Annotated in this window: 22 protein-coding genes; 2 read left to right on the top strand and 20 right to left on the bottom strand. The window is 65.2% G+C overall.

Annotated elements, in window-relative coordinates:
• The 10 genes from atpD to BWQ92_RS18460 all read right to left on the bottom strand — a co-directional run bounded on the left by atpD (window position 1) and on the right by BWQ92_RS18460 (window position 8,848).
• The gene (atpD, locus tag BWQ92_RS18505; RefSeq protein WP_076801980.1) at window positions 1–1,455 is read right to left on the bottom strand and encodes a F0F1 ATP synthase subunit beta; all 1,455 of its coding nucleotides are present in this window, start codon (window positions 1,453–1,455) and stop codon (window positions 1–3) included.
• A gap of 80 nt (window positions 1,456–1,535) precedes the next feature.
• Window positions 1,536–2,426 (bottom strand): F0F1 ATP synthase subunit gamma, encoded by an 891-nt coding sequence (locus BWQ92_RS18500; protein WP_076801978.1) that lies wholly within the window; start codon window positions 2,424–2,426, stop codon window positions 1,536–1,538.
• Window positions 2,427–2,502: 76 nt separating this feature from the next.
• Entirely contained in the window at window positions 2,503–4,140 is a 1,638-nt protein-coding gene (gene atpA / locus BWQ92_RS18495; RefSeq protein ID WP_076801976.1) for a F0F1 ATP synthase subunit alpha, read from the bottom strand.
• An 83-nt stretch (window positions 4,141–4,223) separates the two neighbouring features.
• Window positions 4,224–5,051: a F0F1 ATP synthase subunit delta gene (locus BWQ92_RS18490; RefSeq protein WP_076801974.1), complete on the bottom strand. Its 828-nt coding sequence runs from the start codon at window positions 5,049–5,051 to the stop codon at window positions 4,224–4,226.
• Window positions 5,051–5,599, bottom strand: coding sequence for a F0F1 ATP synthase subunit B (locus tag BWQ92_RS18485; RefSeq protein ID WP_076801971.1), 549 nt, complete (start codon window positions 5,597–5,599; stop codon window positions 5,051–5,053). The genes BWQ92_RS18490 and BWQ92_RS18485 overlap by 1 nt, the downstream gene beginning before the upstream one ends.
• Window positions 5,600–5,651: 52 nt before the next feature.
• On the bottom strand, window positions 5,652–5,855 hold the full coding sequence (gene atpE, locus BWQ92_RS18480) for an ATP synthase F0 subunit C (protein WP_009356484.1): 204 nt from the start codon (window positions 5,853–5,855) through the stop codon (window positions 5,652–5,654).
• A 76-nt stretch (window positions 5,856–5,931) separates the two neighbouring features.
• Window positions 5,932–6,732 carry a F0F1 ATP synthase subunit A gene (gene atpB, locus BWQ92_RS18475; protein WP_076801969.1) on the bottom strand — a complete coding sequence of 267 codons (801 nt, stop codon included), beginning with the start codon at window positions 6,730–6,732 and terminating at the stop codon, window positions 5,932–5,934.
• An 81-nt stretch (window positions 6,733–6,813) separates the two neighbouring features.
• Complete coding sequence (locus BWQ92_RS18470) at window positions 6,814–7,152, bottom strand: hypothetical protein (protein ID WP_076801967.1); 339 nt, start codon at window positions 7,150–7,152, stop codon at window positions 6,814–6,816.
• Window positions 7,145–7,630, bottom strand: coding sequence for a hypothetical protein (locus tag BWQ92_RS18465; RefSeq protein ID WP_076801965.1), 486 nt, complete (start codon window positions 7,628–7,630; stop codon window positions 7,145–7,147). The genes BWQ92_RS18470 and BWQ92_RS18465 overlap by 8 nt, the downstream gene beginning before the upstream one ends.
• A 90-nt stretch (window positions 7,631–7,720) precedes the next feature.
• Window positions 7,721–8,848, bottom strand: a complete 1,128-nt coding sequence (locus BWQ92_RS18460) for an MraY family glycosyltransferase (protein ID WP_076801963.1) — start codon at window positions 8,846–8,848, stop codon at window positions 7,721–7,723.
• Between the two features lie 259 nt (window positions 8,849–9,107).
• Between BWQ92_RS18460 and BWQ92_RS18455 the strand changes: the two genes are divergently transcribed.
• On the top strand, window positions 9,108–10,004 hold the full coding sequence (locus tag BWQ92_RS18455) for a glycosyltransferase (RefSeq protein WP_076801960.1): 897 nt from the start codon (window positions 9,108–9,110) through the stop codon (window positions 10,002–10,004).
• A 47-nt stretch (window positions 10,005–10,051) separates the two neighbouring features.
• Here the strand turns inward: BWQ92_RS18455 and BWQ92_RS18450 are convergent, their stop codons facing one another.
• The 10 genes from BWQ92_RS18450 to argS form a co-directional block, all read right to left on the bottom strand.
• A complete protein-coding gene (locus BWQ92_RS18450) occupies window positions 10,052–10,852 on the bottom strand; it encodes a WecB/TagA/CpsF family glycosyltransferase (RefSeq protein WP_076801958.1) in 801 nt (266 codons plus the stop codon).
• Window positions 10,849–11,607 carry an L-threonylcarbamoyladenylate synthase gene (locus BWQ92_RS18445; RefSeq protein ID WP_076801956.1) on the bottom strand — a complete coding sequence of 253 codons (759 nt, stop codon included), beginning with the start codon at window positions 11,605–11,607 and terminating at the stop codon, window positions 10,849–10,851. The genes BWQ92_RS18450 and BWQ92_RS18445 overlap by 4 nt, the downstream gene beginning before the upstream one ends.
• Before the next feature lie 15 nt (window positions 11,608–11,622).
• The gene (prmC, locus tag BWQ92_RS18440) at window positions 11,623–12,537 is read right to left on the bottom strand and encodes a peptide chain release factor N(5)-glutamine methyltransferase (protein WP_076801954.1); all 915 of its coding nucleotides are present in this window, start codon (window positions 12,535–12,537) and stop codon (window positions 11,623–11,625) included.
• Between the two features lie 14 nt (window positions 12,538–12,551).
• On the bottom strand, window positions 12,552–13,625 hold the full coding sequence (gene prfA, locus BWQ92_RS18435) for a peptide chain release factor 1 (RefSeq protein WP_076801951.1): 1,074 nt from the start codon (window positions 13,623–13,625) through the stop codon (window positions 12,552–12,554).
• Window positions 13,626–13,850: 225 nt separating this feature from the next.
• Window positions 13,851–16,019 (bottom strand): transcription termination factor Rho, encoded by a 2,169-nt coding sequence (rho, locus tag BWQ92_RS18430; RefSeq protein WP_076801948.1) that lies wholly within the window; start codon window positions 16,017–16,019, stop codon window positions 13,851–13,853.
• Between the two features lie 443 nt (window positions 16,020–16,462).
• A complete protein-coding gene (gene thrB, locus BWQ92_RS18425) occupies window positions 16,463–17,428 on the bottom strand; it encodes a homoserine kinase (protein WP_076803820.1) in 966 nt (321 codons plus the stop codon).
• Window positions 17,429–17,442: 14 nt separating this feature from the next.
• Complete coding sequence (gene thrC / locus BWQ92_RS18420) at window positions 17,443–18,546, bottom strand: threonine synthase (protein WP_076801945.1); 1,104 nt, start codon at window positions 18,544–18,546, stop codon at window positions 17,443–17,445.
• The gene (locus BWQ92_RS18415; protein ID WP_076801943.1) at window positions 18,547–19,875 is read right to left on the bottom strand and encodes a homoserine dehydrogenase; all 1,329 of its coding nucleotides are present in this window, start codon (window positions 19,873–19,875) and stop codon (window positions 18,547–18,549) included.
• Window positions 19,876–21,363 (bottom strand): diaminopimelate decarboxylase, encoded by a 1,488-nt coding sequence (lysA, locus tag BWQ92_RS18410; RefSeq protein WP_442856732.1) that lies wholly within the window; start codon window positions 21,361–21,363, stop codon window positions 19,876–19,878.
• The gene (gene argS / locus BWQ92_RS18405) at window positions 21,360–23,009 is read right to left on the bottom strand and encodes an arginine--tRNA ligase (RefSeq protein ID WP_076801940.1); all 1,650 of its coding nucleotides are present in this window, start codon (window positions 23,007–23,009) and stop codon (window positions 21,360–21,362) included. The genes lysA and argS overlap by 4 nt, the downstream gene beginning before the upstream one ends.
• A gap of 183 nt (window positions 23,010–23,192) precedes the next feature.
• On the opposite strand from argS, the gene BWQ92_RS18400 reads away from it, so the two are divergent.
• Window positions 23,193–23,657, top strand: coding sequence for an FMN-binding protein (locus BWQ92_RS18400; RefSeq protein WP_157365202.1), 465 nt, complete (start codon window positions 23,193–23,195; stop codon window positions 23,655–23,657).
• Window positions 23,658–23,676: the final 19 nt, after the last annotated feature.

Below are 23,676 nucleotides of genomic sequence, written 5' to 3'. Positions count from 1 at the left end.
TTACTTGGTCTGTTCCTGAATCTTGGCCCACTGGCGCTCGACGTCGTCCAGACCGCCGACGTTGAAGAACGCCTGCTCTGCAACGTGGTCAAGTTCGCCGTCGCAGATGGCCGCGAAGCCTTCCACGGTGTCCTTGATGGAAACGGTGGAGCCCTCAACGCCGGTGAACTGCTTGGCGGTGTAGGTGTTCTGGGAGAGGAACTGCTGGATGCGGCGTGCACGCGACACGACGATCTTGTCCTCTTCAGACAGTTCGTCAACACCGAGGATGGCGATGATGTCCTGGAGTTCCTTGTTCTTCTGCAGGATCTGCTTCACACGGACAGCCGTGTTGTAGTGGTCCTTGCCGATGTACTGCGGGTCCAGGATTCGGGACGTGGACGTCAGCGGGTCCACGGCCGGGTACAGACCACGGGAAGCGATTTCACGGGAAAGTTCCGTGGTCGCATCCAGGTGCGCGAAGGTCGTGGCCGGTGCCGGGTCGGTGTAGTCATCTGCGGGAACGTAGATGGCCTGCATCGAGGTGATTGAGTGGCCCTTGGTGGACGTGATGCGCTCCTGCAGGAGGCCCATCTCGTCGGCAAGGTTCGGCTGGTAACCCACGGCGGAAGGCATACGGCCCAGCAGCGTGGAAACCTCGGAACCTGCCTGCGTGAAACGGAAGATGTTGTCGATGAAGAGCAGCACGTCCTGGTTCTGGACATCGCGGAAGTATTCCGCCATGGTCAGGGCAGACAGGGCCACACGCAGACGCGTTCCCGGCGGCTCGTCCATCTGGCCGAACACAAGCGCGGTGTCCTTCAGAACGCCGGCCTCTTCCATTTCAACCCAGAGGTCGTTGCCTTCACGGGTACGCTCGCCAACACCGGCGAACACGGAGGTACCACCGAAGTTGCGGGCAACACGGGTGATCATTTCCTGGATCAGAACGGTCTTGCCGACGCCGGCGCCGCCGAACAGGCCGATCTTTCCACCCTTGATGTACGGGGTGAGGAGGTCGATGACCTTGATGCCCGTTTCGAGCATTTCGGTGGAACCCTCGAGGGACGCGAAGGACGGAGCCTTGCGGTGGATCGGCCAGTGGTCAGCTGCCTGGATCTCGGACTCTGCAACGTCCAGCGGCTTGCCGAGCACGTTGAAGATGTGGCCCTTGACGCCGTCGCCGACAGGCACGGAGATCGGGGCACCGGTGTCCACCACGGACGTGCCGCGGACCAGGCCGTCGGTTGCCTGCAGGGAGATAGCGCGGACGAGGTTGTCACCCAGGTGCTGGGAGGTCTCGAACGTGATGGTCTTGGTCTCACCGTTGAGAGTGATCTCGGTGGTGAGCGCGTTGTAAATCGAGGGGATTGCGTCAGCCGGGAATTCGACGTCGACAACCGGGCCAATGACACGTGCGATACGGCCGGTGGCACCGGCCGTTGCTGCTACGTGCTCGGTAGCGGTGGCAGTCATCTCTCTCACTTCACTCGTAGATGGCGTGGGGTTAAGTTTATCTGGTGGTGCAGGTCTGGCTGGATCCGAGATCCGGCCGGTTAGGACGCGAGTGCGTCGGCGCCGGCCACGATCTCGGAAAGCTCCTGCGTAATCTCTGCCTGGCGGGCGGTGTTGCGCAGACGCGTGTACTTCTTGATGAGCTCCGTGGCGTTGTCGCCGGCGGATTTCATCGCCCGCTGGCGTGCAGCAAGCTCGGAAGCCGCTGCCTGCAGCATGGCCGCGAAGATGCGGGATTCGATGTAGCGCGGCAGCAGGGCGTTGAGCACCTGTTCCGGCTCCGGTTCGAACTCGTACAGCGGCAGCAGGTCCGTCTCGGAGGCTGCCTGCTCTTCCACAACTTCGAGGGGAAGAAGTCGGATGACGGTCGGCTCCTGGGTCACCATGGACTTGAAGCGGGTGTACACAACGTGGATCTCATCCACGCCGCCCTCTTCGAAATCAGTGGCGAAGTCCTCGAGCAGAGCCGCACCGATTTCCTGCGCCGTGGCGAACTCAGGGGCATCAGTGCTGCCGGTCCAGACACGTCCGTACGGACGGTTCCGGAAATCGAAGTAAGCCTGCGCCTTGCGGCCCACCAGGTACGTCTTGACTTCCTTGCCTTCGGCACGGAGCAGTTCGTTCAGTCCTTCAGCCTGCTTCAGCACGCTGGCGGAGTACGAGCCTGCGAGGCCGCGGTCGGAAGTGATGACCAGAACAGCGGCCCGGCGGATGCTCGCCGGCTCGGTGGTCAGCGGGTGGTCGATTTCGCTCTGGCTTGCGACGGCAGAAACGGCGCGCGTGATCGCGTTCGCGTAAGGCAGTGAAGCTGCTACGCGGGCGCGGGCCTTGCCGATGCGCGAGGTAGCAATCAGTTCCATCGCCTTGAAGATCTTGCGCATCGACGTCGTCGAGCTGATCTTCTGGCGGTAGACCCGAATCTGGGCTCCCATACTTATCCTTTCCTAAGATCCCGATGGCCGGGACTGCCGGAGCCCCGAAGGGTTCCGGCAGTCCCTGCCAGCGAAACTAGCGCTTCTGCCTGACGATTTTTTCCTGGTCGACCTGACCCTCCGAGATAGCTTCATGCTCCTCGTGGCCGGCGCCCACCAGCTTGCTGTCACCCTCGCCGAAGAAGCCCTTCTTGAAGTCCACAATGGCGGTCTTCAGTGCTTCCACGGTGTCGTCGTCCAGGACGTTGGTCTGGGCCAGCGTCGTGAGGATCGAGGACTTGTGCTTGAGGTGCTCCAGGAATTCGGACTCGAAGCGGCTGATGTCCTCAACCGGAACGTCGTCCAGGTAGCCCTGGGTACCGGCCCAGATGGACACAACCTGGTTCTCCACCGGGAACGGCGAGTACTGGCCCTGCTTGAGCAGTTCCATCAGGCGTGCACCGCGGGTCAGCTGCTGGCGGGATGCGGCGTCGAGGTCCGAAGCGAACATCGCGAACGCCTGCATGTCGCGGTACTGGGCCAGGTCCAGCTTCAAGGTACCGGAGACCTTCTTCATGGACTTGACCTGGGCGGCACCACCAACGCGGGACACCGAGACACCAACGTCAACAGCGGGACGCTGGTTGGCGTTGAAGAGGTCCGACTGCAGGAAGATCTGGCCATCGGTAATGGAGATCACGTTGGTCGGGATGTAGGCGGAAACGTCGTTTGCCTTGGTTTCGATGAGCGGCAGACCGGTCATCGAACCTGCGCCGAGGTCGTCGGAGAGCTTGGCGCAACGCTCCAGCAGGCGGGAGTGCAGGTAGAAGACGTCACCCGGGTAGGCTTCGCGTCCCGGCGGGCGGCGGAGCAGCAGCGACACGGCGCGGTAGGCTTCAGCCTGCTTGGACAGGTCATCGAACACGATGAGGACGTGCTTGCCGCCGTACATCCAGTGCTGGCCGATGGCCGAACCGGCGTACGGTGCCAGGTACTTGAAGCCGGCCGGGTCGGAAGCCGGGGAGGCCACGATCGTGGTGTACTCGAGCGCTCCGTTGTCCTCAAGGGTCTGGCGGATTGCTGCAATCGTGGAAGCCTTCTGGCCAATCGCAACGTAAACGCAGCGGACCTGCTTGTTCACGTCACCGGAAGCCCAGTTGTCCTTCTGGTTGATGATGGTGTCGATGGCAATGGCGGACTTGCCGGTCTGACGGTCACCAATGATCAGCTGGCGCTGGCCGCGGCCGATCGGGATCATCGCGTCGATGGCCTTCAGGCCGGTCTGCATCGGCTCATGCACAGACTTGCGCTGGGTAACGCCCGGAGCCTGGAGTTCCAGGGCGCGGGTGGCCTCGGCCTTGATCTCGCCGAGGTCGTCGATCGGCACACCCAGCGGGTCCACCACGCGGCCGAGGAAGGCGTCGCCGACCGGAACGGACAGAACCTGTCCGGTGCGGTGCACTTCCTGGCCCTCTTCGATGCCGTTGAAGTCACCGAGGATGATGACACCGATTTCGCGCACGTCGAGGTTCTGGGCGAGGCCCAGGGTACCGTCTTCAAAGCGAAGCAGCTCGTTCGCCATGACCGAGGGAAGACCCTCAACACGGGCGATGCCGTCGCTTGCGGTGGTCACACGGCCGACCTCTACGCGCTCTGCGTTGCCGGGTTCGTAGGACGCCGCGAATTCGTTCAACGCATTACGGACGTCGTCGGCGTTGATGGTCAATTCGGCCATCTGCAGTCCCTGCTCTCCTGTATTCGTGATCATCGTTGCTCACGATGACCGGGGTTTCTATCAGTTGTGTTGTGCTTGTCCGGCTAGCCGGCCAGCTGGCGCTGGAGCTCATTCAGGCGGGTGATGACCGAAGCGTCAAGCACTTCGTCCCCCACCTGCACCCGGATGCCGCCGATCAGCGTGGGATCAACCTTGAAGTTGACCTTCAGCTCGCGTCCGTAGAGGGAGTTCAGTCCCTGCTGCAGACGGCTTGCCTGCGTCTCCGTCAGGGGACGCGTAACGCTGACCGTCGCAATCCAGCGCTGCTGGCGCTTAGCGGCGAGCTCGGCGAAACGGCTCACGAGCCTGGTTGCCTTGATGCCGCGGGGCTGCGTCACAGCCTGTCCGATGAGGACCTTCGCTTCCTCGCTTGCGGAAGGAACGAGCCTTTCGGCCAGCGCAGTCTTCGCTGCGGCGCTGGCCTGCGGTTCAGACAGGGCACGCTGCACCTCGTGGCTGGCAGCCACGGCCTGGTTGAAGGAGAACAGATCGTTCTCCAGCGCTTCCAGGCCGGTGATTCCGGAGGCAGAAACGGCCGACTTGTTTTCAGCAACGGCGATGACCACCGTTGCGGCAAGCGTCTCGAGTGCATCGCCGATGTCTCGCGCCGATGCCCAGCGTGAGCTGGCCAGACCGGCTGCGATGTCCACGGCCTCAGCGGAAGCTTTTCCGCTGAAGAGCTGCTTGATCAACGCCGACTTTTCCTCACCGCTGCGGGAGGGGTCAGTCAGGGCGCGGCGCAAGCCAGCCGAGCTGTCTACCGCTCCCAGGATCCCGAAAAGTTCCTTTGCCAACTGCAGCGATGCAAACGGAAGCTTTGGCTCCAGCTCGGTCAGCGCCTTGGTCAGCGATTCGCTCGATACACCTGCCATTACTTAGCTACACCTGCGTTCTGGGTCTCCAGATCGGCCAGGAAGCGGTCAACAACACGTGCTGCACGTGCGTCGTCCTCGAGGGTCTCCCCCACGATGCGGCCTGCAAGCGTGGTGGCAAGGGTGCCAACCTCAGAGCGCAGGGACGCGACGGCCGCCTGGCGCTCGGATTCGATCTGCACATGTGCCTGGGCGGTGATCCGCGCAGACTCGGCTGCAGCCTTCTCCTTCAGTTCCGCCAGGATCTGGGCGCCTTCGGCGCGTGCTTCCTCGCGGATGCGGTTGGCTTCCGCACGGGCATCAGTGAGCTGCTGCTTGTACTCTTCGAGTGCAGCAGAAGCTTCGGCCTGGGCCTGCTCGGCCTTGGCGATGCCACCCTCGATGGCCTCGGCGCGCTCTGCGAACGTCTTCTCGAACATCGGGACAACGAACTTGACCACGATGAACAGGAGGACGGCAAAGCCGACGAGAACAACGCCCATTTCCCAGACGTTGGGCACGAGCGGGTTCGCACCTTCGGTGGCGGCTGAGATGATCATAGGATTCATAATTCACCCGTCCTTATCTACTAGGTTCTGGATTCGCTTGGCTCTAGCGGGACTAGAGAACGAAAGCGAAGACCAGACCGAGGATGGCGAGAGCTTCAGTCAGGGCCAGGCCCAGGAACGCGATCGGCTGCAGCACACGCTGAGCTTCCGGCTGACGTGCCACACCGTTGATGTAAGCGGCGAACACGAGACCAACACCGATACCACCGCCGATTGCGGACAGACCGTAACCTACGAGGTTGAGATTGCCTTCCATTTTATTCCTTTCAAGATGCCACCCGTGTGGCAGGTTGTTTGGTTTGCTTCATCCCGTGAGGGAAGTTTGTGGGGCCTTAGTGGCTGTCCGCGTGCAGGGCACCTTCGATGTAGATCGCCGTCAGCAGCGTGAACACGTAAGCCTGCAGGGCCATGATCAGGGCCTCGAGCATGTACATGGCGATTGCGCCGACAAGCACCAGGACCGACGTTCCCTTCAGGAGGACGTTCTCCTGCATGACGAGGAACTCGATGCCGGATCCGGCGAGCATGACGATCAGGTGGCCGGCGAGCATCGTCGCGAAGAGACGGAGGCTGTGGGTGACCGGGCGGACCAGGAAGTTGGAGATGATCTCGATCGGTACAACGATCGGCAGGATGTACCACGGGACACCCGAGGGCACGGTGGCCAGCTTGAAGTACTTCAGGCCGTTCTTCTTAAGGCCGATGCCGATCCAGGTGAAGTAGACGATGCCGGCCAGCACGTAGGCTCCGCCGACGTGCGAGAAGCTCGGAAGCTGCAGGACGGGAATGGCGCCGTAGATGTTGTTCACCAGGATGAAGAAGAACAGGCTGAACAGCAGGGGGACGTACTTGATGAAGTCCTTGCCGCCGATGATGTCCTTGGCGATGCTGTTACGGACGAAGCCGTAAGCGGCCTCACCTGCAAACTGCAGCTTGCCGGGAACGAGCTGCTGCTTCCGCGCAGCGGCAACGAAGAATGTTGCGATAATGACAACGGACAGCACTACCAGCAGCATCTGCTTCGAGAATCCGTCTGCGGCACCCCACGGCAGGATTGCCGGCAGGTGCATTTCTTCAATTCCGGGAGGCGTGAAGCCTCCTGAATTTTGGGCCGGGAGCGCAAGCGCGATCAACGCGTTTCCTCTCTGCAGTGTCCATCGTTGGGCGTTGGTCGGGTTCCGGCGCGCGTCATGCTTGCCCTCCCCCTCGTGAAGTTATTTGGCATTACTGTTCCCGTCCTCGGACGGGCCGCTGGCGGCACTTTTCCCGCCAGCTGAATCTTTCGAACTGGTGAGGCCGTGCATATGGGACAGATAGAACCCTCCCGCTGCTCCAAGAAGAGCACCAGCGAGCACAATCCAGCGGGTTCCCCACAGATAATCCAGTCCCCACCCTATCAAACTCCAGACGATGATTCCGCCAATTATGTAGCTGAAGACGGCGATGCCAGCGTTGTAGCCGCCGTCGGAATTTTCGTTGGATGCAGCGGCAGAAGCCGGTGCCGGATCGGGTGTTTGGGACCCGTTTTTGCCACGGGGATTGCGCTTATTCATCGGTGCTCCCCTTGTCAGGTTCAGGGTCGTTGTAGATCTGCAGCCGGGCCTTGCTAAAGCCATAGATCTCGGCTGCCTGCCAGGTGACTACTGCCACGACGGCGCCAAGCACGAACCAGCGGCCGTGCAGCCAGCCGGGGGCACCGATGGCGAAAAGAACCACGGCGAACCCGATGACCTTGACGAAGTATGTCGCCACGAACAGTCCGATGGCGCCTGAGGGGTTGTTGCGCCCCACAAAGTGTCCGATGAGCAGGCTGATTGCAAAGAACACAACCACCAGCAATCCACCAAGACCGCTGGAGACAGCACCGGTCCAGCCATCCAGCATGGCAGCGACCACGCCGGTGATGACCAGGGCGCTGCCCGCGACTGCGGAACTGAGTCCCAGCAGCCCCAGCCAGAGGGACCGCGTGGGCCCGGAGACGCCAACGGTTCCTTTGCCGGACGCAGGTCCGGGCTCGGCGTTGGAGGTCATGCGAACCCAATCTTCGGGGCAGGGTGGAGTGGTGCAGGAAATGCCTGCACCTGAATTCTACATGAGATAGAAATTTTCCGAAAAGCGGCCCTACTGCGGTGTTGGCCCCACCCCGCTGTTCTCGCCCCGGCGGCTTAGATAAGGCCATGCCGTGACAAGTCCCATGACCAGCGTGGCAGCGATGACCACCGCGAGCACCACCTGCCAGGGGTAGACGGCGAACGCGAGGCCGCCGAAAGAGAGCACAGCCGCCCACAGGTAAAGCAGCATCACCGCGGTGCGGTGGGAGTACCCGATGTCCATCAGCTTGTGGTGCAAGTGCCCGCGGTCCGCTGACCAGGGTGAACGGCCGACGGCGGTGCGGCGCACCACCGCGAGGCAAAGATCCAGCAGCGGCAGGAACAGGACAGCAAACGGCAGCAGGATGGGGACAATCGTGGGGATACCGTTCACCCGGTCATAGAGGCCTGAGGTGATCTGGCCCGTTGAGACCACACCGGCGGACGCCATCAGCAGCCCTATCAGCATGGCGCCGGAATCGCCCATGAAGATCTTTGACGGAAACCAGTTGTGCGGCAGGAAGCCAAGGCAGCTGCCAACGAGGACTGCCGTCAGCAGCGTGGCGAGGTCCGAACGGTCCAGGATGGGCGCGTTCCGGTGGACCCAGTAGGCGGTCAGGAAGAACGCGGAGCCGCCAATAATGGCCACCCCGGCGGCCAGCCCGTCCAGCCCGTCAATGAAGTTGAACGCGTTCATCGTGACCACGATGAGGATGGTGGTGAGGGCGATGTTTACCGGGTCCGAGTCGAAGCGGATCGGCTCCGGAACGAACGGGATAATGGCCATGCGCACGCCCCAGACCGCCACCACGAGCGCGGCCAAAGCCTGCCCGATCAGCTTGATCCACCAGCGGAGGTCCAGAAGGTCGTCCGCCACCCCCACCAGCACGATGACGGCAGCGCCGGCCAGCACGCCCCATGGAGCGCCGTTGTTCCGGAAGATGTCCTTAACGAAGAAGGACTGGCTGGCCACTGCCAGCGCCACCAGGACGCCCGCGAAGATACCCAGCCCGCCGAGCCGCGACACCGGGCTTGAATGCATGTCCCGGCTGCGGATCGGGGCGAACAGCTCAAGCCGGTTGCCGATCAGGCGCGCGCCCCACGTTGCCCCGTAGGAGACGACCGCCGCTGTGAGCATCATGGACAGGTACATGATCATGGCGCGGCCACCAGATTATACGGATACGGATTCGGGGTCAGGCCGGGCGGACCGTGCGGGCTCGATAGGTATGGATCTGAGCAATAAATGAAACTTCTCCGTCGCCATGCGCACAGACAGGCAGTGCATAGTGCCTGACGGGGCTGTATTACAGTGGACTCTAGTCAAGATACTAACGCCAACGGGTACATCGCTTCGCGTCACACGGCCTCATGCCGGCGGGAAACTTGCCGACGGCTGTGCTGAAAGGATCCCCGCAATGCCAGTGTCGGTCGCAGTTGCCGCCGTGACGTTTGACCGCCCCGATGAGCTCGCAGTCCTGCTGAAGGCCATCAATGGCCAGACCGCCCCGGTGTCCACCATCTGCCTCGTTGACAGCGGAACGAAGCCTGCCAGGGACGTGGCGGCACAGCATGCGAACGTGGACTACGTCCGCTCCGAGGCCAACCTTGGCGGCGCCGGAGGCTTCTCCCTCGCGGCCCTGAAGGCCGTCGCCAGCGGCGCGGACTGGGTCTGGATGATGGACGACGACGCCGAGCCGGCGGACGCCGACTGCCTGGCCACGCTGATCCGCGAAGCGGAGGCGCGCGACCTGGAGGCTGTGGTTCCCCTGGTGGTGGCCCCGGGCCACCCCGACCAGCTCTCCTTCTTCTTCCGCCTGGACGGCAAGGTCACCCATGACCGGGCCGCATTGGAGAAGGTCGGCTTCCTGCCCCACGACGGGCACTTCTTCAACGGCGCGCTCATCCGCTCGGACGTCTTCTTCAAGGTGGGCCTGCCGGACATGCGGCTTTTCATCCGCGGCGACGAGGTGGACTTCACCATCCGGCTGCGCAAGGCCGGCATCCGGTTCGGCACTGTCACCACGGCCGCGATCATGCACCCGCACGCGTTTTCGGAAACAAAGCACGTGTTTGGCGCCCGCTGGCACGTTATCGTCCCGGAGAGCGCCTTCAAGCGCTATTACTACTACCGCAACCGCGGGTACCTGATCCGCCGCCACTTCCGGGTCAAGTCCCTGGTGGCAGATGTGGGCGGCTACCTGGGCTACTTCCTCCGCAGGGGCGATCTCCGTGGACTGGCGGACTGGTTCCGGGCCTTCTCCACAGGGCTCCGGGGCAAGGGGTTTGCACCGCTGAAGGACCAGAACTTTTAATCCGGGGCGGGGTGCCCCGCCGGGGCTGCCCCGTCAGTCCTGTCTCCTTAGGCTTGCCCGCGCAGCCAGCGCCGCACCAGGAGAGCCAGCAGGACCCACGGCTCGCCGAACACGCGGTATGCCACGCGGCGCGGATGCAGCAGCAGCCGCCAGGCCCACTCCAGCCCCAGCCGGCCCAGCCAGCGGGGCGCCAGCTTCTGGATCCCGGCGATCTGTTCAATCGCTCCCCCGACCGCGCAGTAGATTGCGGGCGGCAGCGCCGGCAGGCGGCGCCACAGCACCTCTTCCTGCAGCGGCATGCCGAGGCCGATCAGCACCAGCTGCGGCTGGAGTTCCGCAAGCCACGCGGCAGCCTTCTCTTCCAGCTCCGGGTTCCAGTCCTCCCCCGGCATTCCGGAGACCGTGGCACCCGGGACGATGGCCCGCAGCTTCGCGACGGCCTTGGCGTTCGCGGCCGCCCCGGCGCCGATGACGGCGATGCGGTGGAGGCCGTCCAGCCGGCCCAGGGCAGGAATCCAGTCTGTCGAACCGAGCCGGTAGTCCATGACGGGCGTTGTCTTCGAGCCTGGAGTCCCGGAGCCTGGCTTTTCATTGCCACCCTTTTGCCGGCCCCTCCCCCATAGCCACAGGACAGGTGCGCCGTCCAGAAGGACAACGTCGCTGTTCTCGTAGAACTTCCGGAACTGCGGCTCGGAGTGGAACAGCGTCACGCTGTGGAGATTGTGTCCGACGACGGTCCTGGTGGCGCCGTCAGCCAGGTATCCGTTGAGGACTGCGGTCAGTCCTTCGACGTCCAGGGGCGTGGCATCCACGCCGAGGACCGGTATGGGTTGCCTCTGCAGCGTCATTCGGCGCTTGCGGGCTTTTCGCCGGCGTCGGCCTGCACAGCTTCTGGTACGGCCTGAGTCTCGATTACCGTCACGTCGGGCTCGTCGGCTGCATTGCCGTTGATATCGAGAATTCCGGGAACCACCTCGCGCAGCCGTTCCAGGCTGATGGCCCCCTCCCGGACCACGCGCAGCGGCAGGGATGTGGCATCCACGATGGTGGACGGCGTGGCGTCCGTTCCCTCGACCGGGCGGAAGCCGGCCTCAAGGTACACCTCGACAGACTCCGCGAGCTGGGTACGTGCTTCAAAGGCTGTCTGTGCCGGTGCCTGGCCCGTCCGGTTCGCCGAGGATACGGCGAGGGGGCCGGTGACGGTCAGCAGGTCGATGGCCACCTCATCGTCCGGAATGCGAAGGGCAACGGTGCCCTTGGTTTCGCCCAGGTCCCAGTCGAGCGACGGCTGGGCATGGAAGATCAGGGTCAGTCCGCCGGGCCAAAAAGCCTCGGCCAACTGGCGGGCATCCGGGTACACGTCGGTGGCCAGCCCGTCGAGCGCATTCAGCCGCGGAATCAGGACCGGTGGCGGCATGTTCCGGCCGCGGCCCTTGGAAACCAGCAGCATGGTGACCGCCTGCGGGGAAAAGGCGTCGGCCGCAATTCCGTAGACGGTGTCCGTGGGAAGGACAACGCATTTCTTCTCGAGGATCGCCCGCCGTGCGTGCGCGATACCGGCGGTCCGCTCGTCGTCGGCCGTGCAGTTGTACGTAGTGGTCACTGCCTCATTCTTTCATTACTCCGCGGGCGGAAAAGCAAGGACGGCGCTGGTGGCACGTTCCTTGCCATTCAGGTCAAAGTGCGTGGTGACGTCGGTCCACAGCCCGGTCCGGTTCAGCATCGTCGATATCCAGCCAGCCTGGACCTCGGCGTGTTCCATCACGAAGTAGCCGCCGGGAACCAGGAGGCGGGCCGCCGAGGCGGCCGCCGCCGTCGGCAGTTCCATACCGTCCGCTCCCCCGCCGTAAAGCGCTTCCGGCGGGTCATGGAGCGCCACCTCCGGTTCGTTGGGGATCGCTTCGGCGGGAATGTACGGCGGGTTGGAAACCACGACGTCGAACGTTCCGTTGAGTTCCGGCAGGGCGTTTCGCAGGTCCCCCAGCAGCAGGGTGACCCCGAGCGGGCGGAGGTTCTTCGCCGCCCAGGCGTGCGCGAATTCGCTGAACTCCACCGCGAAGACCTCGGCCTCGGGCACCTCGTGCGCGATTGAACCGGCAATCGCACCGGAGCCGGTTCCCAGGTCCACCACCTTCGGGCGGACCACACCGGCACGTTCCAGTGCCCGCAGCCGGTCGATGACCAGCTGCACCACAGCTTCCGTCTCCGGGCGGGGAATGAAGACGCCGGGACCCACCGCGAGCTGAAGGTAGCGGAAGTGGGCGACGCCGGTGATGTGCTGGAGCGGAACGCGCGTGGCCCGCTCGGCAACGAGTTCGGCGTAGCCGGCCGGGGCGGGAGCATCGCCGAGCAACATGGCCCGCAGCCGGCCCAACCCAACCCCCAGCAGGTGGTCCGCCAGGAGTTCGGCATCCACCCGGGGGCTGGGGACACCGGCCTCGGTAAGGCGTTCCGTTGCCTCACGGACCGCGGCAGCCAGGGACTGCGCAGGCTGGCTGTGCTCAGCCGGCTCCGGAGTGTGCTCCGACGTCATGTATCCGGGGGCTCCTAGTCGCCGATGGCGTCCAGCCGCGCCTGCTCGTCCATCTCGATGGCGGACTGGATGACCGGTTCGAGGTCGCCGTTCATGACCTGGTCAAGGTTGTAAGCCTTGTAGCCGGTGCGGTGGTCGGCGATCCGGTTCTCCGGGTAGTTGTACGTGCGGATGCGCTCGGACCGGTCCATGGTGCGGATCTGGGACTTCCGCTGCTCGGAGTTGGCGGCGTCGATCTGCTCCTGCTGGTGGGCCAGGATACGGGCGCGGAGGACGCGCATGCCTGCTTCACGGTTCTGCAGCTGGGACTTCTCGTTCTGCATGGCCACGACGATTCCGGTGGGGAGGTGCGTGATGCGGACCGCGGAGTCGGTGGTGTTGACGGACTGGCCGCCAGGCCCCGAGGAACGGTACACGTCAATCTTGAGGTCGTTCTGGTTGATTTCGAGCTCTTCGGGCTCATCCACCTCGGGCAGGACCAGGACGCCGGCGGCCGACGTGTGGATGCGGCCCTGCGATTCAGTCACGGGCACACGCTGGACACGGTGCACACCGCCCTCGAACTTGAGCCGTGCGTAAACGCCTTCGGCCGGATCATTGGAGCTGCCCTTGACGGCCACCTGGACGTCCTTGAAGCCGCCGAGGTCGGACTCGGTGGCCGAGATGATCTCGGTCTTCCAGCCCCGGGACTCCGCGTAGCGGGTGTACATACGCAGCAGGTCGCCGGCGAACAGGGCAGCCTCGTCGCCGCCTTCGCCGCCCTTGACCTCGAGGATCACGTTGCGTGCATCGTCCGGGTCCCGCGGAATCAGCAGCCGCCGCAGCCGCGCCGCAGCCGTCTCCAGGGCTTCCTCCAGTTCAGGCACCTCGGCAGCAAACTCAGGGTCCTCGGCAGCCATCTCCTTGGCAGCCGCAAGGTCATCCCGGAGACCTTCCCACTTGTGGTAGGCCTCCACAATGCCATTCAGCTGTGCAGACCGCCGCCCCAGCTTCCGGGCGAGCTTCTGGTCAGCATAAACAGCCGGATCCCCCAACTGCGCCTGGATGGAATCATGCTCATCCAACAGGCCCTGTACGGACTCAAACATTTTCAAAACCTCTTTCGACTTGTAACCAAGTCTAGTGATGGACCGCGGGTGGCGAGTTAACGACGAAGCCGCACGGATTTTTTCCGCCCCGGGAGTGGCATCGGGCCTGCCGGAGCTGGGAGGCTCGCGATCGAAGATCGCAAGCCTCCCAGCGTAGGGGCGGGGGCGGAAAAATCCGTGCGGCGCCAGCGCGCGGAACCGCCAGAAACCAGCGGTTACGCGACGCTACTTGTCGTTATCCGACTTCGCACCAAGCGTCGTCTTCTGAACCTGCATGAGGAACTCGACGTTGCTCTGGGTTTCGCGGATCTTGTTGGTCAGGAGTTCCAGGCTCTGCTGGGTCTCAAGGCCGGAGAGTACGCGGCGCAGCTTCCACATGATCTTGACCTCTTCGGCCGAGAGCAGGTTCTCTTCGCGGCGCGTGCCGGAGGCGTTGACGTCCACGGCGGGGAAGATGCGCTTGTCTGCCAGCTGGCGGGACAGGCGGAGCTCCATGTTGCCGGTGCCCTTGAACTCTTCGAAAATGACCTCGTCCATCTTGGATCCGGTTTCCACGAGGGCCGTTGCCAGGATGGTCAGCGAGCCGCCGTTTTCGATGTTGCGGGCAGCGCCGAAGAACCGCTTGGGCGGGTACAGCGCTGCGGAGTCCACACCACCGGACAGGATGCGGCCGGAGGCCGGTGCTGCCAGGTTGTAGGCGCGGCCCAGGCGGGTCATGGAGTCCAGGAGCACCACGACGTCCATGCCCATCTCCACGAGGCGCTTGGCGCGTTCGATGGAGAGTTCGGCCACGGTGGTGTGGTCGTCGGCGGGACGGTCGAAGGTGGAGGCAATGACCTCGCCCTTGACGGTGCGCTGCATGTCCGTGACTTCTTCGGGGCGTTCGTCAACCAGCACCATCATGAGGTGGACCTCAGGGTTGTTGGTGGTGATCGCGTTGGCGATGGACTGCAGGATGAGCGTCTTGCCGGCCTTGGGCGGGGAGACGATCAGGCCACGCTGGCCCTTGCCGATCGGGGCCACGAGGTCGATGACGCGGGGGCCGATCTTCTTGGGGTCGGTCTCGAGGCGCAGGCGCTCGGACGGGTACAGCGGGACCAGCTTGGCGAACTCCACGCGGTCCTTGAGGTCCTCGGCGGTCTTGCCGTTCACCGAGGTGACGCGGACCAGTGCGTTGAACTTCTGGCGGGCGGACTGCTGGCCGCGGTCCTCGCCGTCGCGCGGCGCACGGATGGCGCCAACCACGGCGTCGCCCTTGCGCAGGTTGTACTTCTTGACCTGGGCCAGGGAGACATAGACGTCGTTCGGGCCCGGGAGGTAGCCGGACGTACGGATGAACGCGTAGTTCTCGAGGACGTCCAGGATGCCGGCCACCGGCAGCAGGACGTCGTCGTCGGTGATTTCAACGTCGTCGACGTCGGGACCCTGGCTGCGTCCGCGGCGGCGGTCGTTGCGGTCGCGGAACCGGTCGTTGCGGCCGCCGTCGCGGCTGTCGGACCGTTCGTTGCGGTCGTTCCGGTCACGGCGGTTGCGCCGGTTGCGGCGGCTGCCGCCGTCTTCGTCGCCCTCGCGGCTATCGTCACGGCGGTTGTCGCGTCCGCCTGCCTCGCCGGCGTCACGGCCTCCGCGGCCGCGGGTCTCCCGGCGTTCGCGCTGGCCGGCTTCACCTTCCGGGGCCTGCTCGCGGGCCTCGGCACCGCGGGCTTCGCCGCCACGGGCCTCAACACCACGGGCTTCGGGAGCAGCTTCGGCAGGAGCGGCCGGTGCCTCGGCGGGCGCAGCTGCGGCGGCTTCGCCGCGGCGGCGGTTGCGGGTCCGGGGCTGGCGGCGTTCTGCACCTTCTGCCTCGGCGGCGACGGCGCCTTCAGCGGCCGGGGCGGCAACGGGTGCCTCGGCAGCAGCCGGTGCTTCAGCGGGCCGTGCTTCGGCGGCCGGAGCAGCTGCCGGTGCCTCAGCAGCAGCCTGTGCTGCGGCTTCCGCAGCGGGTGTGGCGACGATGCCGTCGCTCACTGCCCGGCGGCTGCGGCCACGGCCACGCGCACGGGTTTCCTGGGCCGGCGCCTCGGCTGCCGCAGCGGCTTCCGGAGCCACAGCTGCTGCAGCGGCTTCCGGGGCCGGAGCTGCCGGAGCGGCTTCAGCACCCTTGGCTGCGGCCCGCGCCGGTGCCTTGGTGGCGGGGGCGGACGTACCTGCACGGTGCGCGGAAATGGCCGCCACCAGGTCGCCCTTGCGCATGCGGGATCCGCCGGAGATGCCAAGCTGGCTGGCGAGGGCCTGCAACTGGGCGAGCTTGAGGCCGGCAAGGCCGCTGCTCTTGGCGGGTGCTTCCGTCAACGATCCGGAAGCAGAAGATGGAGTGTCCACAGCTGGTGACAGCTCAGTGGTTTCGGTCACGAAGGATCCTTCCCCCTCGACGGCGTCCAGACTGTGAGCTGGACGCGATGATTGGATCTGGGCTGCAGTTCAGATCTGCAGCCGGGATGTCGGCCTTGCCGGTTGGAGTTCGGCCAGCAGGGCCGGATACTGATCACCTTCAATCGCCCCGCATAGCTGGCGGGACGGCGGACTGGCGGTTCAGGGAACACAAACACTCTGTAGGTTCCTGGCCAGGCCAAGCAGGTGGCGCCGAAGGAAGTCGCGCAATAAGAGATCGAAGCAGCAGCAGCAGATCGAAGCAGATTCTGACCCGATGACCGATAAAGGCCATCCTGGGGGTCGTTGACTGCACGGTCTCTTGGCTGCAGGGCCCTCTCGACTGCAGAATCGCCGTCTGGCTGCATCAATGTAAATGCGGTATTCACTAAATGCGGTAGAGACTGCGGAGACTGCATGCGGTGTTACCGCCGGTGCACTCCCACTTTAGCACCTTCAACGTCCACTGCCAGCTTCATCACACGCCAGTTGATATCCGGCGTATTTGCCTCGGAGAACGCGGCAATGAATTCCAGGACTGTGGCGGCTTCCGCCTCGCCATTTGCCACGACCATGACCGTGGGTCCTGCACCGGAGACAACGGCGGCGTGGCCGGCTCCGCGCAGGGCCTTGATGAGGCTGGCGCTGGGCCGCATGGCCTCGGCACGGTAGCTCTGGTGCAGGAAGTCCTCGGTCCCGGCGAGCAGGAATTCAGGCTTCTGGGTGAGGGCATGGATCAGCAGCGCCGCGCGGCCGGAGTTCATCGCCGCGGCGTGATGGCCAATGGACGCAGGCAGCAGGGCGCGGGCGGCCTCGGTGGAGAGTTCGTAGTCCGGAACAGCCACGACCGGGATAACGGCAGCGTCGACAGTGGCGCACGTGGTGCTGTACTGGTCACTGTCCTGCCACGACAGCGCCAGTCCGCCGTAGATCGCCGGAGCGACGTTGTCCGGGTGGCCTTCCATCTCGCTGGTCAGCTGCAGGATCCAGTTCCTGTCCTGCTGCTCCCCCGCCGGCAGAAGGGCGTTGGCTGCCGTCACGGCTGCCACCACGGCGGATGCCGACGAACCCAGGCCACGGCCGTGCGGAACGACGTTTTCTGCCGTGATCTTCAGGCCGGTGTGCCGGTAACCCAGCCGCGCGAAGGCGGCGTTCATCGCCCGGACCACCAGGTGGCTGGCGTCGCGCGGAAGGGAATCGGCCCCCTCACCGCTGAGTTCGAAGATCAGCTCACCGCTGTCCAGGCTTTCCACGGTGAGGGTGTCGTGCAGCGTGAGGGCCAGTCCAAGGCTGTCGTAGCCGGGACCGAGGTTGGCGCTGGTGGCCGGAACGCGGACCGTCACCTGCTGCCCGGCCTGGATGGCGGGCAGCTGGGCGGTCTGCGGCAGCATGGTTTCCACGGTTATTAGTCTTCCAGTCCCAGTTCTGCAGCAACGGTCACGACGTCGTTCGGCACCTTGACGGGCTGCACATCGCTGCCGTCCTCGCTGCGGAGGGCCCACTGCGGGTCCTTGAGGCCGTGGCCGGTGACGGTGATGGCGATGGTCTTGCCGGCGGGCACCTCGCCTGCGGCGTGCTTCTTGAGCAGGCCTGCGACGCCGGCGGCAGAGCCGGGCTCCACGAAGACGCCCTCGCGGGAGGACAGCCAGCGGTGTGCGGCGAGGATCTCCTCGTCAGTGACGGAATCGATGAACCCGCCGGATTCGTCACGGGCGGCGATGGCACCGTCCCAGGAGGCCGGGTTGCCGATCCGGATGGCGGTGGCGATGGTGTCCGGTTCCGTGATCGGGTGGCCGGCGACGAACGGCGCGGCGCCGGCGGCCTGGAAGCCCCACATGGCAGGTGTCTTGGTGGAGACGGGAGCCAGCGTGCCGGCGGTTTCGGACTCGAAGGGGGCAGCGTACTCCTTGTACCCCTTCCAGTAGGCCGTGATGTTTCCGGCGTTGCCGACAGGAAGCACGTGGATGTCCGGGGCATCGCCCAGGGCGTCGACGATCTCGAAGGCGCCGGTCTTCTGGCCCTGGATGCGGGCAGGGTTCACGGAGTTCACGAGGAAGACCGGGTAGGACTCGCCCAGCTTGCGGGCGATGTCCAGGCAGTTGTCGAAGTTGCCGTCGACCTGCAGGAGCGTGGCACCGTGGGCAATGGCCTGGCTCAGCTTGCCCATGGAGATCTTGCCTTCGGGCACCAGCACGGCACAGGTCAGCCCCGCGGCGGTTGCGTATGCCGCAGCCGAGGCGGACGTGTTTCCGGTGGAGGCGCACACCACGGCCTTGGCACCGGCCTCCACAGCCGCCGTCATGGCCATGGTCATGCCGCGGTCCTTGAAGGAGCCGGTGGGGTTCATGCCCTCGACCTTGAGGTAGACCTCCGAGCCCGTCAGCTCCGAGAGCTTTTGGGCGTAGACCAGGGGCGTGCCGCCCTCGCCGAGGGTGATGACCCGGGTTGCCTCGGTTACGGGCAAACGGTCAGCGTATTCGCGGATGACACCGCGCCATTGGTGAGCCACTTAAGCTCCTTCTACCCGCAGTACGGATGTAACTGAATTGATCACGTCCAGGCCCTTCACGGCCTCGACGGTTGCTGCCAGTGCAGCCTCGCTTGCGCGGTGCGTAACGATCCGCAGCTCGGCCGATTCCACGTTGGAGTCGGCATCGCGGTGGATGGTCTGGCGCATGAGTTCGATCGAGACGCCGTGCTCGGCGAACAGCTGGGCGATCTTCGCCAGCACGCCGGGCTGGTCGGCAACGTCCAGGCCGATGTAATAGCTGGTGGTCGCGGCATCGATGGGCAGCGCCGGAACGTGGCCGGTGGTGGACTCGATGCGTCCCGGTCCGCCCAGGACAATGCGGCGGGCCGCGGACACGAGGTCACCCAGCACGGCAGACGCCGTCGGGGTTCCCCCGGCGCCCTGGCCGTAGAACATCAGCTCGCCGGCGTTCTCGGCCTCGACGAAGACGGCGTTGAATGCACCGCGGACGGCTGCGAGCGGGTGTTCGCGCGGAAGCAGCGTGGGATGGACACGCACGGAGACGCCCTCGTTGCCCCCTGTTTCCGTGCCGGTGGCGGCGAGCTTTTCCGCGATGGCCAGCAGCTTGATGACGAAGCCGGCGTCCTTCGCGGCGGCGATGTCGGCGGCGCTGACGCGGGTGATGCCCTCGCAGTAGACGTTCTCCAGGTCGAAGCGGGTGTGGAAGGACAGGGACGCCAGGATGGCGGCCTTGGCGGCGGCGTCGTGGCCCTCGACGTCGGCCGTCGGATCAGCTTCGGCGTAACCGAGCCGCTGTGCCTCGGCGAGTGCGTCGGCGAATTGCGCGCCGGTGGAGTCCATCTGGTCCAGGATGAAGTTGGTGGTGCCGTTGACGATGCCCAGCACGCGGGTGATGCGGTCACCGGACAGGCTGTCGCGGATGGGCCGCAGGATGGGGATGGCCCCTGCCACGGCGGCTTCGTAGGACAGCTCGACGCCGGCCTTGTCCGCCTCTTCGTAGAGTGCCGGGCCGTCGGCTGCCAGCAGGGCCTTGTTGCCGGTGACGACGCTGGCGCCGTTCTGGATGGCGGACAGGATCAGCGAGCGGGCAGGCTCGATGCCGCCCATCAGCTCGATCACGAGGTCGGCGTCCTTGACCAGGGTTTCACCGTCGGTGGTGAACAGGTCGCGAGGGAGATCGACCTCGCGTTCCGCGTCGAGGTTCCGCACGGCGATGCCGGCCAGTTCCAGGCGGGCGCCGGTGCGCGGCGCCAGGGTACCGGCGTCGTCAATCAGAATCCGCGCCACCTGAGCCCCGACGTTGCCACAGCCCAGCAGGGCCACTTTCAGGGTTCGCAATTCGGTCATTCAGGCTCCCATGTCGCGGTTCAGCAGATCTTCTTCGGTTTCCCCGCGGACAATCAGCCGGGGAGATCCGTCGCGCACAGCGACAACGCCCGGCCGGGCCAGATAGTTGTAGTTGCTTGACAGGGCCCAGCAGTAGGCGCCGGTCCCCGGTACAGCGAGCAGATCACCGGCTGCCACGTCCTCGGGCAGATATACATCTCTAACAACTATGTCTCCGCTCTCGCAATGTTTGCCCACTACGCGGGACAGCTGCGGGGCCGCCGCGGAGGTCCGCGAGGCGAGAATGGCCGAATAATCCGCGTCGTACAGCACCGGACGGGCGTTGTCGCTCATGCCGCCGTCCACTGAAACATAGCGGCGCGGGTGCGTAACGTTTTCAGCCGTATTTTCACCAGTTCCGCCGTCGCCGGCGGCCGGGGCATCAACGCGGACGGTTTTCAGCGTGCCCACCTCGTACAGCGTGAAGGTGCTGCTGCCGACGATCGCACGCCCGGGCTCGATGGAAATCCGGGGTGCGGTGATCCCCAGTTCGGCGCACTTGGAACGGACGACGGCGGCCATCGCCTGCGCGATGTCGGCTGCCGGGCGGGGCGTGTCCACCGGGGTGTAGGCGATGCCGTACCCGCCGCCGAGGTCGAGCTCGGGCAGGGTGATGGAGTACTTCGCCTGCATTGCGGCCAGGAACGTCAGCAGCTTCTGCGCGGCGAGGGCAAAGCCGTCCGGCTCGAAGATCTGCGAGCCGATGTGGCAGTGCAGGCCCAGCAGTTCCACGCTGTCATACGACGTTGCCGCGGCGACGGCTTCTTCTGCGGCCGACAGGCCTGCCTCGTCGGTGGAATCCCCGGCCATGGAGAGGCCGAACTTCTGGTCCTCGTGGGCGGTGGCGATGAACTCGTGGGTGTGGGCGTGCACGCCGGGCGTCAGCCGCAGCATGACCTTGGCTTTGGCGCCGTGGCCGGAGGCGATTTTGGCCACACGCTCCAGCTCGTCCAGGCTGTCCACCACGATGCGGCCGAGGTCCATGTCCAGCGCCCGGCTGATCTCGGCGTCGGACTTGTTGTTGCCGTGCAGCGAAAGGCTGGCACCGTCGATGCCGGCGCGGGCCGCCACCGCGAGCTCGCCGCCGGAACAGGTGTCCAGCCGCAACCCTTCTTCGGCCACCCACGTCGCGACTGCGGTGCAGAGGAAGGACTTGCCCGCGTAGTAGACGTCCACTCCCCCGCAGATGTCGGCGAAAGCCTCATCGAAGGCATCCTTGAAGGCGCGGGCACGGGCGCGGAAGTCCGATTCGCTCATGACGAACAGGGGCGTTCCGAACTGCTCCTTGAGGCTGCTGACCGGGATGCCGTCAATGGCAAGTTCGCCGCCCGCGTTCCGTTCCACCCCGCCGGCCCACACCGGAGTATGGAGGGCGTTGAGGTCGGCGGGGACGGCGAGCCACTCCGGAGCCAGCGGCGAGGCGGTGTTGGTGCTTTCCAACCTGATCACATCCGTTCCGGCGCCGAGACGCCCAGCAGTTCGAGCCCGTTGGCGAGCACCTGGCTGGTGGCGTCGTTGAGCCAGAGCCTGGTGCGGTTGGTATCGGTAACCGACTCGTCGCCCATGGGCGCGATCCGGCAGGCGTCGTACCAGCGGTGGTACGCACCGGCGATGAGCTCAAGGTGGCGCGCCACCCGGTGCGGCTCGCGGAGTTCGGCAGCCTTGGCCACCACCGAGGGGTAGCTGCCGAGGTAGGAGAGCAGTTCGTTTTCCGTAGCGTGGTCCAGCAGGGAGGCATCGAAAGCGCTCCGGTCCACACCGGCAGCCACGGCGTTGCGGGCGGCTCCGCGGGAGCGTGCGTGGGCGTACTGCACGTAGAATACGGGGTTCTCGTTGGAGTGCTTCTTGAGCAACTCGGGGTCCAGGGTGAGCGGCGAATCAGCCGGGAAGCGTGCCAGCGAGTAGCGCACCGCGTCCGTGCCCAGCCACGAGATCAGGTCCTTGAGCTCGATGATGTTGCCCGCCCGCTTGGAGAGCTTGGCGCCGTTGACGGAGACCAGCTGGCCGATCAGGACCTCGATGTTGACCTCGGGGTCGTCCCCGGCCGCGGCCGCGATGGCCTTGAGCCGGTTGATGTAGCCGTGGTGGTCGGCTCCCAGGAGGTAGATCTTTTCGGTGTAGCCGCGGTCCTTCTTGGAGAGGTAGTAGGCGGCGTCGGCGGCGAAGTACGTCGGCTCGCCGTTCGCGCGGATCATGACGCGGTCCTTGTCGTCACCGAAGTCGGTGGTGCGGAGCCAGACGGCACCGCCGTCGTCGAACACGTGGCCCTGCTCGCGAAGGCGGGCAACGGCACTTTCGATCGCACCGGCGTCGTGCAGTTCCTGCTCGGAGAAGAACACGTCGAAGGAGACGCCGAAGTCCGCCAGGGTGTCCTTGATGTCCTTGAGCTGCGCCTCGTAGGCAGCGGCCCGGATCACGGGCAGTGCTGCGGCATCGGTCAGTTCGCGGATGTCCGGGTGCCGGGTCAGGACCTCGTGGCCGAGGTCGCGGATGTATTCGCCCGGGTAGCCGCCCTCAGGCACGTCTCGGCCGTGCAGGCGGGCCAGCACCGAGTTGGCGAACACGTTCATCTGGGAGCCGGCGTCGTTGATGTAGTACTCGGCGGTGACGTCGGCACCCGAGGCGCGCAGCACCCTGGCTATCGAGTCGCCCAGGGCCGCCCAGCGGGTGTGGCCGATGTGCAGCGGGCCGGTGGGGTTGGCGGACACAAACTCCATGTTCACCGTGTGGCCGGCGAGCGCGCTGTTGGTGCCGTACTCCTTGCCGGCCTCGACGATGGCCTTGGCAAGCGCACCGGCTGCGGCAGCGTCAACGGTGATGTTAAGGAAGCCTGGACCGGCGATTTCCACGCCGTCGACGCCGTTGATGTCCTTGAGCCGCGAGCTGAGCAGCGTGGCGAATTCGCGCGGGTTGGTGCCGGCCTTCTTGGCCAGCTGCAGGGCGATGTTGGTCGCCCAGTCGCCGTGCTCCCGGTTCTTCGGTCGCTCCACCAGGACGGAGTCCGGTATTGCCGCCTCGTCAAGGGCAATGTCACCGGCGGCAACGGCGTCTTTCAGGCAGGCGGATATTGCGAGGGAGAGTTCTTCGGGAGTCACACTCCTAGCCTACCGGGGAGCCCGTCATGGCGCGGAATCCGGCAGGGGGACCCGGGCCCCCTCAGCGTCACAGCAAACAGAGGGGGAATTCACAGGAAAGGCACTTAGCCTTTACTCAGCTCTTCAAATGTTGAAATATCAACCCTGTCCCTGTCAGTGCCAGCACCACGAAAAGAGACCACAGTGAAGCCTTCAATCCGCAAGACCGTATTCGCCGGCATGGCAGGTCTGTCACTCGCAGGAACGGTGGCCGGCTGCGCGCCGTCCGCCCAGCAGCCCGCCGCACAGGAAGCACCGCAGGAAACGCAGTCCTCGTCGGCACCGTCATCCGCAACCGGGTCCGGTTCCGCCGCGGAATACAAGGACGGGACCTACAGCGCAGACGGCAACTACACGTCCCCCAACGGCACGGAGACAGTAGGCGTTCAGCTGACGCTGGCAAATGGCACGGTGTCCGGGGTGGAGATCACCCAGCACCCGTCCAATCCCAACACCCGTAAGTTCCAGGGCCAGTTCGCCGGTGGTATCGCCGACCAGGTGGTGGGCAAGAGCCTGGATGAGATCAAGGTCTCCAAGGTGGCAGGTTCCTCCCTGACCAGCGGCGGCTTCAACCAGGCTGTCGAAGCGATCAAGACGCAGGCACTCTAGCGGCCCGCCGGATCCCTGC

The organism is Arthrobacter sp. QXT-31 (genome assembly GCF_001969265.1).
GTDB lineage: Bacteria > Actinomycetota > Actinomycetes > Actinomycetales > Micrococcaceae > Arthrobacter.
This window is presented reverse-complemented; position numbering and strand designations above follow the sequence as displayed.